The 10,387-nt window shown below is 71.9% G+C and carries 9 protein-coding genes; 1 reads left to right on the top strand and 8 read right to left on the bottom strand.

Features of this window, described 5'->3' with window-relative positions; all coding sequences use genetic code 11:
- Nucleotides 1-59: 59 nt before the first annotated feature.
- Nucleotides 60-2,684, top strand: a complete 2,625-nt coding sequence (locus A4W93_RS13840; RefSeq protein WP_085751159.1) for a hybrid sensor histidine kinase/response regulator — start codon at nt 60-62, stop codon at nt 2,682-2,684.
- 18 nt (nt 2,685-2,702) lie between these two features.
- On the opposite strand, the gene A4W93_RS13835 is transcribed toward A4W93_RS13840, so the two are convergent.
- The 8 genes from A4W93_RS13835 to A4W93_RS13800 all read right to left on the bottom strand — a co-directional run bounded on the left by A4W93_RS13835 (nt 2,703) and on the right by A4W93_RS13800 (nt 10,375).
- Complete coding sequence (locus A4W93_RS13835) at nt 2,703-3,746, bottom strand: LacI family DNA-binding transcriptional regulator (RefSeq protein ID WP_085751158.1); 1,044 nt, start codon at nt 3,744-3,746, stop codon at nt 2,703-2,705.
- A 105-nt stretch (nt 3,747-3,851) separates the two neighbouring features.
- Nucleotides 3,852-4,253: a PaaI family thioesterase gene (locus A4W93_RS13830; RefSeq protein ID WP_085751157.1), complete on the bottom strand. Its 402-nt coding sequence runs from the start codon at nt 4,251-4,253 to the stop codon at nt 3,852-3,854.
- A gap of 69 nt (nt 4,254-4,322) precedes the next feature.
- Nucleotides 4,323-5,210, bottom strand: a complete 888-nt coding sequence (gene bla / locus A4W93_RS13825; RefSeq protein WP_218919197.1) for a class A beta-lactamase — start codon at nt 5,208-5,210, stop codon at nt 4,323-4,325.
- Nucleotides 5,207-6,175: a pseudouridine synthase gene (locus A4W93_RS13820; protein ID WP_085754164.1), complete on the bottom strand. Its 969-nt coding sequence runs from the start codon at nt 6,173-6,175 to the stop codon at nt 5,207-5,209. The genes bla and A4W93_RS13820 overlap by 4 nt, the downstream gene beginning before the upstream one ends.
- A complete protein-coding gene (trhO, locus tag A4W93_RS13815; RefSeq protein ID WP_085751156.1) occupies nt 6,162-6,947 on the bottom strand; it encodes an oxygen-dependent tRNA uridine(34) hydroxylase TrhO in 786 nt (261 codons plus the stop codon). The genes A4W93_RS13820 and trhO overlap by 14 nt, the downstream gene beginning before the upstream one ends.
- A gap of 20 nt (nt 6,948-6,967) precedes the next feature.
- Nucleotides 6,968-8,224, bottom strand: coding sequence for a putative Na+/H+ antiporter (locus tag A4W93_RS13810; protein WP_085751155.1), 1,257 nt, complete (start codon nt 8,222-8,224; stop codon nt 6,968-6,970).
- A gap of 49 nt (nt 8,225-8,273) precedes the next feature.
- Nucleotides 8,274-9,998 carry a potassium channel family protein gene (locus tag A4W93_RS13805; protein ID WP_085751154.1) on the bottom strand — a complete coding sequence of 575 codons (1,725 nt, stop codon included), beginning with the start codon at nt 9,996-9,998 and terminating at the stop codon, nt 8,274-8,276.
- A complete protein-coding gene (locus A4W93_RS13800; RefSeq protein ID WP_085751153.1) occupies nt 9,995-10,375 on the bottom strand; it encodes a DUF6394 family protein in 381 nt (126 codons plus the stop codon). The genes A4W93_RS13805 and A4W93_RS13800 overlap by 4 nt, the downstream gene beginning before the upstream one ends.
- Nucleotides 10,376-10,387: the final 12 nt, after the last annotated feature.

Below are 10,387 nucleotides of genomic sequence, written 5' to 3'. Positions count from 1 at the left end.
CTGTCACGAATGGGGATACCCACAACATCGCGGCGGGCTCCTTCTATCAATAATGAAGAATGCTTCGACCCGGACACTTCTTTGGCCGCCTCCTGGCGTCCGCCGTGGTGGTGCTCGCCCCCCTGGTGGCGCTCCACGGATGCACGCTGTACCAGCAGTACGAGCGGGCCGAGGCATTGGCGTACCGGTCGGTCTCGAACCGCGCCGCGGAAAAGGCGAAGGACGTGCAGGAACTGCTGGAACGCGGCCGCAGCCTGCTCGAAGTGATCGCCGCCCGGGCCGACATGGCCTCGCTCGACCCCCAACGCTGCGCCGACGCGCTCCACGGCCTCGCCACCATCGACCCGCTGTACGCGAACATCGGCGTCGTGAGCGCGGACGGCACGCTGATCTGCTCGGCCATCCCCCGCCCCCGCGACCTGCCGGTCGTCTCGCTGTCCGACGCCCCCTGGTTCCGCGGCGCCCTCGAGGCCCACGCCCCCCGGCTCAGCCCGCCCATGGCGGGGTCGGTCGCCCAGACGATGGTGTCCGTGCTGACGGTGCCGCTGCGCGACGCCACCGGGGCCCAGGTGGGCCTGGTCGGGCTCACCCTGCAGCTGGGCCTCATCGCCGAGCGCCAATTCGCCCCGGGTCTCCCGCCGGGCGGCAGCATCACCCTCGTCGACCAGCGCGACACCGTCGTCACGCGTTTCCCCGAACCGGCCCGCTGGATCGGCCGGGCCACGCCCCGCAGCGTGCAGGACGTGCGCCGCGACACGCCCCACGGTGTCGTGGTGGTGGCCGGCGCCGACGGCATCGTGCGCGCCTATTCCACCGCCGACGTGGGCATCCACGGCCTGCGGGTCGCCGCCGGCGTCCCCACCGACTACGTCTTCGCGGCCCCGCGCAAGGACCTGCTCCGCGGTTCGCTGGTGGCCGTGGGCACGCTGCTGCTGGCGGCGGCCCTCGCCCTGGTCTTCACGCGCACCCTGTCGCGCCCGCTGGCCAGCCTGGGCCGCACGGCCAAGGCCTGGGCGTCCGGCGCCCGCGGCACGCGCGCCGACGAACAGCTGCCCGGGGAGTTCCGCACGCTCGCCCGCGAGTTCAACGCGATGATCGACGCCCGCGAGGCGAGCGAGTCCCGCCTCGTCGAATCGGAGCGCCGCTACGCCGCGATGCTGGACGGCGTGGACCTCCTCGCCATCACCGTCGCCCTCGACGGCCGGCTGATGTACGCGAACGACGCGCTGTCGCGCCTGACCGGCTGGAGCACCGACGAACTGCTGTCGGGCGACTGGACGCGCCTCGTGCTGCCGGCCGACGCCACCGACATCTTCGCCGGCCTGCGCACCACGGCGACCCGCGAGATCCCCGTGCCGCCGCGCCAGGACGGCTCCCTGCTGACCCGCGACGGGCGGCGCCGCCGCATCCGCTGGGCCAACGCCCCGCTGCGTTCGGCCTCCGGCGAACTCATCGGCATCACCAGCATCGGCGAGGACGTCACCGAACGCCACGAGGCCGAGGTCGCACGCCAGGCCAGCGCCCGCGCCGAGGCGGCGAACCAGGCCAAGACCGAGTTCCTGGCCCACATGAGCCACGAGCTGCGCACCCCGTTGAACGCAGTGCTGGGTTTCTCGCAACTGCTGCAGCTGGAGGCCGGCGACCACCTCGGTGCGCCGCAGCGCCACCAGCTGGACCTGATCCACCTCGCCGGCGTGCAGCTGCGTTCGCTGATCGACGACGTGCTCGACGTCTCTCAGATCGAGTCGGGGCGCCTCGCCATCACGCTCGAGAACGTCTCGCTCCCGGGCCTCGTCGACGACGTGCTCAAGCTGAGCAGCCCGAACGCCGAGGCCGGGCAGGTGCAGCTGGGCATCCAGGGCCCGCTGCCCGGCGTCACGCTGCGCACCGACCCGGTCCGGCTGCGCCAGGTGCTGCTCAACCTCGTGTCGAACGGCATCAAGTACAACCGCCCGGGCGGCCACGTGCGCATCGCCGCGCGCTCGCTCGGCGACATGCTCGAGATCGACGTCGAGGACGACGGCCTCGGCATGTCCACCGAGCAGCTGGGCCAGCTCTTCCAGCCGTTCAACCGACTCGGCCGCGAACTGGGTCCCGTGGCGGGCACCGGCATCGGCATGACCCTGTCGCGCCAGCTCGTGCGCCTGCTGGGCGGCGAGCTCACGGTGCAGAGCACGCCGTCGCGCGGCACGCGGGTGACCGTCTCGATGGCCGGGGCCATCGTGCGCACCACGCCGGCGGCCGACAGCACCCCGCGCGAATCCGCGACGCAAGGCGCCCCGGGGCTGCCCTCCGGCACCGTGCTCTACATCGAGGACAACGCCGCCAACACGCTGATCGTGCAGGAACTGCTGGCCCCGTGGCCGGGCGTGCGCCTGCTGCTGGCGGCCGACGGGTCCAGCGGCATCGCCCTCGCCCGCCAGCACGCCCCCGACCTCGTGCTGCTCGACATGCGACTGCCCGACATGCACGGCATCGAGGTGCTCGCCGCGCTGCGCACCGAACCGCTCACGGCCACGATCCCCGTGGTGTCGCTGTCGGCCAGCGCGATGCCCGAGGAGGTGGACGCCGCGCGGGCCGCGGGGGCCACGGCCTACTGGACAAAACCCATCGACTTCGGGCCCTTCCTCAAGGGCGTGTCGTCGCTGCTGGCGCGTCGGCCGGCGGCGTCGCCGCCTCGCTGAGGCGCCACGGGAGGTGCGTCAGACCGACGCGCGCTCGACGATCGAGAACCCGATGTCGATGACCCGTTCGCCCACGTCACCCCCCTCGGCGCGCGTGACGATGCAGCGGGCGGCCTGTTCGCCGATGCGCGAGCCGTCCACCCGCACGGTGGTCAGCGCCGGGTGCAGGTCCTTCGCCATCGACAGGTCGCCGAAGCCGATCAGGCCCAGTCGGCCGGGCACGTCGATGCCCTGCGACTGCGCTTCGATCAGCACGCCCAGGGCCAGCAGGTCCGAGCTGCAGAAGATGGCGTCGAGGGCGGGGTCGGCGGCCAGCAGGTCGCGCAGGCCGGCGCGGCCGCTCGCGAGCGTGGTGGGCGCCGGCACGAGGTGCACCTTGACCTCGGGCAGGCCGAGTTCGCGCGCGCACTGCACGAAGGCCTCGCAGCGGCGGTGCGAGCGTTCGTCGTCACCGCCGATCAGGGCCATGCGCCGGCGGCCCTTCTCGTGCAGGTAGCGGCACACCGAGCGCCCCACCTCGACGTGCGAGAAGCCGACGAGCATGTCGAGCGGCGTGGGTGTGATGTCCCACGTCTCGACGATGGGAATGCCCGAGGCCAGCAGCCGCTGCCGCCCCTCGGGAGTGTGCGTGATGCCGGTGAGCACGATGCCGTCGGGACGCCGGCCGATGATGGCGCCCAGCAGGTCGTCCTCGCGCGAATGCGCGTAGCCGCTCTGGCCCAGCATCAGCTGGTAGCCCTTGGCGGCCAGCGCCGCGGTGAGCGACTCGACCGTCTCGAGGAACACCGGCCCCGACAGCGTGGGGATCACCGCCGCGACGAGGCGGCTCTTGTTCGAGCGCAGGCCGCCCGCGAGCAGGTTGGGCACGTAGCCCGTCATCGCGATGGCATGGCGCACCTTCGCGAGCGTGGCCGCGGGCACCTGGTCCGGCTTGTTGACCGCGCGGGAGACGGTCATGGCCGACACCCCCGCCAGGCTGGCGACATCGTTGACGGTGGCTCGGCGCGGGCGCACCGGCGGCGATGAAGGGGGCCCGGCTTTCGGGTCGGTGGGTGCTGTCATACGGCGCGGATGTTACCTGCGGAATACGCAGTTCCACGCATGACACCCCCGCGCCGCGGGCCTCGTTTTCCCGGGCCCGCGACGCGGGAGATGTCGGACAACCCGTCACCCGGCCTCGACGGGCACGAGGATGGCTTCCCCAGTGGCCACGAGCTTCGTCCCGCTGGCCGTCTCCGCATGCAGCTCGGCCGCCGTGAAGATCTGCTTGCGCCCGGGCTTCACGACCCGGGCCTTCACGACAAAGGCCGTGCCGACGGCCGGCGCGAGGCAGTTGACCGAGAAATGCGAGGCCAGCACGGGGCCGGCCACGGTGGCGGCGGCGAACCCGCAGCCGGTGTCGATCAGCCCGCCGATCAGCGCGGCGTGCAGGTAGCCGGCGTACTGGCCCAGGTCGTCGCGCCACGGCAGGCGCAACTCCACCTGGCCGTCGCCAGCCGACACCACCTCGATGCCGGCCCAGCGGTTGAAGGCGCCGGTCTCGTTGACTTTGCGGATCCGTTCGAGCATTTGAGTCTCCCTGGTTGGAAGACCCATCCTAGGCGCGGCCCCACGGCCGCGCCGTCACCCTCGCGACGGTCAGGGCGGCGCCAGTTCGCGCACCGCGAGGCGCGCGACGACGACGTGGATGGCGTCGAGCGTCTCGGGCGGCGCGGTGGCGCCTGTCATGAAGACCGAGAACACGAGCGGCGCGCCCGCCGGCGGCCACGCCATCGCGACGTCGTTGAACGCGCCGTTGTCGCCGGAGCCGGTCTTGTCGCCCACGCGCCAGAGCTCGGGCATGCCGGCGCGCAGCCGGCGCTTGCCCGTGGTGGCCGCCACCATCCAGGCCTGCAGGTGGGCGCGGGATGCGATGGTCAGGTGGCGCCGGCCCAGCAGCACGGCCTGCAGCGTGCGAGCCATCGCGATGGGCGTGGTGGTGTCGCGCAGGTCGCCCGCGAGGTTCGAGTTGAGATCGGGCTCGATGCGGTCCAGGCGGGTGGTGACGTCGCCCGTGCCCCGCACGAAGTCGGTGACCGCCGAGGGCCCGCCCACGAGGCCCAGCAGCAGGTTGGCCGCCGTGCTGTCGCTGAGTTCGAGACTGGCCGCGAGCAGGTCGCGCACGCTCATGCGCCCGTCCGCCACGCGGCGGCTGGTGACGGGCGCGTACGACAGCAGGTCGCGGCGGCCGAAGGCGACGGTCTGGTCGAGCGACACGGTGCCGGTGTCGACCCGCTGCAGCACGGTGGCCGCCAGCAGCACCTTGAAGGTGGACGCCATCGCGAAGCGGCTCTCGGCATTGAAGCTGATGAAGTCGCCGCTGCCCGTGTCCTGCACGAACACGCCGAGCTTGCCGCCCGCGCGGGCCTGGAGCGAGGTCATCGCCGTGCTCAGGTCCACCTCGCGGCCCAGGGCGGTCGCGCAGCCCGCCACCCACGCGGGGAGCGTGCTGGCCAGCAGGGCCCGGCGTGTCGCGTCAACCGTCACTCGATGTCCTCCTCGTGCGAGCCCGCATCATGCCCAAAAATGGTGTCCGACAACACCCGGCGGCTTTCGAATGTCCGGGCCTGGCCCGTGACCGGGTCCGCGAACGCGAGCGAACGGGCGAGCAGCTGGAGCGGACGGTCGAACCCCGGCGTCCCGTCGTCGGCCAGCTGGGGCTGCAGCACCGGGTAGATCCGGTCGTTGTGCAGCGGCAAGCCCAGCGCCGCCATGTGCACGCGCAGCTGGTGGCGCTGGCCCGTCGACGGGGTCAGCCGGTAGCGCGCGAGGCCCGGCCCGCACGGGCCCAGGCACTCGATGAGCGTCTCGGCGTTCGGCTCGCCCGGCACCTCCCGCATCTGCATGAAGGCCTGCGGCGACTCCGCCAGCCGGCTGCGGCGCACCTGCGGCATCGGCAGCTCGGGCCGCCACGGGGCGACGGCCTCGTAGACCTTCCCGACCGCCCGCTCGCGGAACAGCGCGTGGTAGGCCGCGCGGTCCTGCGGGCGCACGGCCAGCACCACGAGCCCGGCCGTCTCGCGGTCGAGCCGGTGCACCGGCACGAGCGTGTCGAGGCCGAGCCTGCGGCGCACGCGCACGAGCACCGTCTCCTGCAGGTAGCGGCCCCCTGGCGTGACCGGCAGGAAGTGGGGCTTGTCGACGACGACGAGGTGCTCGTCCTGGAACAGCACGGCCTCGTCGAATGGCACACGGGGTTCCTCGGGCAGGTCGCGGTAGTAGAAGACCTTGAGGTGGGCCCGGTACGGGCGGTCGGGACGCACCGGCTCGCCGGCCTCGTCGACCACGTGGCCGCGTGCCATGCGGGCGGCCCAGGCGGCCTCGGTCACCGCGGGGAAGCGGTGGACGAGGAACGCGGCCACCGTGGGCCACGGGCCCGGCGGCAGCGCGATGCAGCTCGCGCCCACGCCATCGAGGGCGGGCAAGGGGGACGGCGTCTCAGGCCGCGGCATCGAGGCGGCGCGCCCGCGCCAGGCGCCAGGCATCCGCCGGGTCGTCGCCATAGACCTGTTCGAGCGTGGTCTCGGTTTCCTGCAGGTGCGTGTCGAGCGCGATGCGGTTGTCGAACACGAAACACTCGCCGGACCAGTCGCGCTCGGCATCGGGCACCTGCGCGAAGTAGTTCAGGATGCCACCCTCCAGGCGCAGCACGTCGAGGCCCAGGCCGCTCATCCACCCGCTGGTCTTGTCGCAGCGGATGCCGCCGGTGCAGTACATCGCGACCCGCTTGCCCTCCGCCTTCCATTGCGCCGCATGGGCTTCCACGTAGGCGGGAAAGTCACGGAAGTTGCGCACGCCCGGGTCGATGGCGCCGCGGAAGCGCCCGAGGCGGTATTCGAAGCTGTTGCGGTTGTCGAGCACGACCACGTCGTCTCGGTCCAGCAGCGCGCGCCACGCGAGCGGGTCCACGGCCGTGCCCCCCATGGCGGTGCCCTGCCCCACCGCCACGATCTCGGCCCGGTGGTGCACCTTCAGGCGGGCGAACGGCGGCGTGGTGCAGGCACTGCGGCGGAACAGCAGGCCCTCGAAGCGGCGGTCGGCCGTGAAGGCGGCCTCGAACGCGTCGAGCGCCTCCGCCGGGCCGGCCAGCGTGCCGTTCACGCCTTCGGCCGCGACCAGCACGCTGCCGGTCAGCCCCTCGGCGAGGCCGCGCAGGCGCTCGGCGACGTCGGCCGCGTCGGGCAGCGGCACGAACCGGTAGAAGGCGATGTGGAACAGGGTCATGGCCCCGATTGTCCCCCCGGTCAGAGGAACAGCAGCGCCGCCATGGCGATGAGCGTGGGAGGCAGCGCCCCGAGCAGCAGCGCGCCCGCCCCCACCGATTCGTCGCGGAAGCCGCGCTTGAGCAGCGCGACACCTGCCGGGTTCGGCGCGTTGGCGATCACGGTGAGGCCGCCGCCCGCGACGGCCCCCGCCATCAGCATGTACTTCGAGGCATCGGACAGCCCCTCGATCAGCGACCCGAGGTAGGTCAGCGCCGCGTTGTCGGTGATGGCCGTCAGCGCGGTGGCGCCGAAGAACAGCCCGAGCGGCGACAGCCCCGAGACGATCGGCTGCAGCCACCACTGCTGAAGGCCGCCCAGCACCACCAGCCCCGCCAGGAAGAAGCCCACCAGCAGTGCCTCGCGAATGATCAGCGGGCTCTGGTGCTCGTGGTAGGCCATCGTGAAGCCGAGGAACATCGCGAACAGGCCCAGGAAGATCACCGGGTGGTGGGCGAATGCCACGACCCCGCCCAGGAACAGCAGGTGCACGGTGATCACCGTGACCGGCACGGGGGCCGACGCATGGTTGGTGGCGGTGGCATGGGTCGGCACGTGCCGGCGCATCAGCCAGGTGACCGCCGTGGCGTTGATCACCACCGCGAGCGCGGCCTTCCATCCGAAGTGGCTCAGCATGAACCACGAGTCCCAGTTCCAGGTGGAAGCCACCATCAGCACCGGCGGCGCCGCGTACGACGTGAGCGTGCCGCCGATGGACACGTTGACGAACAGCACGCCGAGGGCCGCGTACTTGAGGTGCTCGGGCATCTCCGGGCGGAACACGAGCGGCGCCAGCACGAGGGCCGACAGCGTCATGGCGGCCGGCTCGGTGATGAACGACCCGATCAGCGGCCCGAGCGACAGCCCGAGCCACACCTGGGCCACGGCGGGCCGCACCGGCAGCAGGCGCCCGAGCCCCACCATGCCGTGCATCACGGCGTACAGCACGGGCCGCGACGCGGCGATCACCATCACGACGAACACGAATGCCGGTTCGGCATAGTGCCGAGATTCCGCGTACGCCAAGGCTTCGGCGCCACCGGCGATCATGGCGAGCACGGCCACGAGCACGATCGCCCACAGGCCGAACACCACCTCGACCTCGCCGAGCAGGTGGAACAGGCCCGCGTGGCGGGGGAAACGTTTCGACAGGCGGTCGATCTGCCGGCTGGCGAAGGTGTGGGCGAGCGCGATGCCGAAGAGGATGGCGGCGGCCCACTGGACGGTCGAGCTTTGCACTGCGGGGGAACTCCAGGAAGGTCAGGCAGCCGCGACGATACCCCAAGCCTCAGCAGTTGGAGCCGGGCGGCAGCGGCGGGAGTGCCGGCCAGGGCACCCGCCGGTTCGACGCGATGCCGTCGAGCACGTAGGCGAGCACGGTGTCGTCCCGCACGGTCCAGCGCATGCGCGACGTCGCCACCTCGCGGCCGCACAGCAGCAGCCGGTCGCCCTCGGCCAGCACCTCCTCGTCGCCGGGCAGCAGCACCTTCTCGTTCGCCCGTTGCAGCAGCAGCGGCACGGCGCTGAGGCGCAGGTCCCGGTTGTCGGGCGCGCTCATCACGTCGCCCACCCGCACCACGCGGCCGGACCTCAGCGCGGCCACGACGGCGGGCGCCTCCTCGCGGTCCATCGTGACGGACCAGCTCTCGACCGTGTCGTCGCCGATGTGCTCGCGCATCGACATCAGCAGGTTGTGCGCCCACTCTTCCTTCTGCTGGCGGGCCAGGCGCATGAAGTAGGACAGCTGCGGCGCGCGGATGATGCGCAGCACCTCGGCCGCCACGATGTAGCCCGACAACACGCTCAGGTCCACCGGCGCCGCGCGGAACATCGGGCTGTTGCGCCGTTCGTTCTGCCGCACGGCCAGGAACACGTCGGCGTTGAGCTTGCGGGCCGTGAGGCAGGCGGTGAGGTTCTCGGTGTCGTCGGGCCCGCACACCACCACGCCGTCGGCCGTCTCGACGCGCGCGGCGCGCCAGGTCTCGGCCCGGGTGGGCGAACCGGCCACGCTGCCGTCGGGCAGGTCGTCGTCGGCGTGTTCCTCCATCACGATGACCTGGATGCCCGCCTTCTCGAGGTGCCGCCGCACGGTGCGCCCGAACGGCCCGTGGCCGCACACGATCCAGCGGCCGTGCGGCAGGATGCGCGGCGTGCCCATCGCGTTGGCGTTCTGGATGGTCAGCGCCTCGTAGATGATGTGCAGGCTGGGCGCCTGCAGGGCCAGCACGAGCCGCTCGGCGAACGTGTCGAACGGGTTGATGATGTGGTCGGCACCCACGGCCGCCATCTCGGGCTGCTTGTGGTGCCAGCGCGCCGCGCAGATGACCTCGCTCTTCGGGTTCAGCAGCCGCGCGGCCAGCGCGATGTTGACGTTGATGCTGTCGTCCCCGGTGAGTGCCACCACGCCGGCGCAGCGGCCGTTCGCGATGCCCGCGAGGGTGAGCGCACGCGGGTCGCTCGCGTCGGCGACGAGCGCGGGCACCTGCTGGCGCAGCTGGTCGACCTCCACCGCGTCCACCCGCTCGGGGTTCTTGTCGACCACCACGGTGCGCACGCCGGCCTCGGCGAGTTCTCGCGCGACGAGCGTGCCCGAGTCGTCGTAGCCGCAGATCAGGTAGAACGGCTCGCGCATCCGGCGCACGCCGGAGAACGCGCGGTTCTCGTGGAGGATGCGGCGGAAGAGCGGGTCCTGCAGCGTGCTGAACACCGCGCCGATGCCGTACAGCCACGCGAGCACCGTCGTGTAGATGGACAGGAGCGCCCACAGCCGCTGGGCGTCCGAGAACGGGTACGGGATCTCGCCGAGGCCGATGGTGGTGCCGAGGAAGCTGACGAAGTAGACGGCGTGGAAGAAGCTCATCTGCCACGGCCGGCCCTCCGGCGTGTATCCCGTCACCACCGTGAACCCGGCGATGGCCACGGAGTACGAGACGATCAGCAGGACCAGCGGCACGCGAAGGCGCCGCAGCAGGATGAAGACGCCGTGCTGGGCGCGGCCGTCGGGCCCGATCATCGCCGCAGGCTGGCTGTCTCGATGATCAGCAGCACCACCGAGATCACGTTGGCGGCGAGCGCCCCCATCGCGAGGGACACGATGGTCACCGTGTCGTGCACCGACGGGTACGACCCGTCGAGCGTGGCGTAGGCCCAGAACGCCGCGGCGGCCATCAGTTGCAGGTCGGCGACGAGGCTGGTGGCGAGCATCGTGGAGCCGAGCTGCGAGCGGTCGCCGAACTTCATCACCGTGGCCACCAGGCTGACCACCAGCGACGCGAACAGCTCGTACCGGTTGTGGTGGGCGATGTTCGCGATGTCGCCGACGACGAACCCGAGGTTCAACGTCAGCGCGAGCACGATGACGAACGCGAAGAAGATCTTGTCGAAGGTCATGGTGAACCGCCG

It is taken from the genome of Piscinibacter gummiphilus (assembly GCF_002116905.1).
Classification (GTDB): domain Bacteria; phylum Pseudomonadota; class Gammaproteobacteria; order Burkholderiales; family Burkholderiaceae_C; genus Rhizobacter; species Rhizobacter gummiphilus.
The sequence above is the reverse complement of the archived record's forward strand: the minus strand, read 5'-3'. Positions and strand labels throughout refer to the sequence as shown.

Excerpts from the sequence above, each read along its gene's own strand:
- A4W93_RS13840 (WP_085751159.1), top strand. The coding sequence starts at position 60 with ATGCTTCGACCCGGACACTTCTTTGGCCGCCTCCTGGCGTCCGCCGTG.
- A4W93_RS13835 (WP_085751158.1), bottom strand. The coding sequence starts at position 3,746 with ATGACAGCACCCACCGACCCGAAAGCCGGGCCCCCTTCATCGCCGCCG.
- A4W93_RS13830 (WP_085751157.1), bottom strand. The coding sequence starts at position 4,253 with ATGCTCGAACGGATCCGCAAAGTCAACGAGACCGGCGCCTTCAACCGC.
- A4W93_RS13820 (WP_085754164.1), bottom strand. The coding sequence starts at position 6,175 with ATGCCGCGGCCTGAGACGCCGTCCCCCTTGCCCGCCCTCGATGGCGTG.
- trhO (WP_085751156.1), bottom strand. The coding sequence starts at position 6,947 with ATGACCCTGTTCCACATCGCCTTCTACCGGTTCGTGCCGCTGCCCGAC.
- A4W93_RS13805 (WP_085751154.1), bottom strand. The coding sequence starts at position 9,998 with ATGATCGGGCCCGACGGCCGCGCCCAGCACGGCGTCTTCATCCTGCTG.
- A4W93_RS13800 (WP_085751153.1), bottom strand. The coding sequence starts at position 10,375 with ATGACCTTCGACAAGATCTTCTTCGCGTTCGTCATCGTGCTCGCGCTG.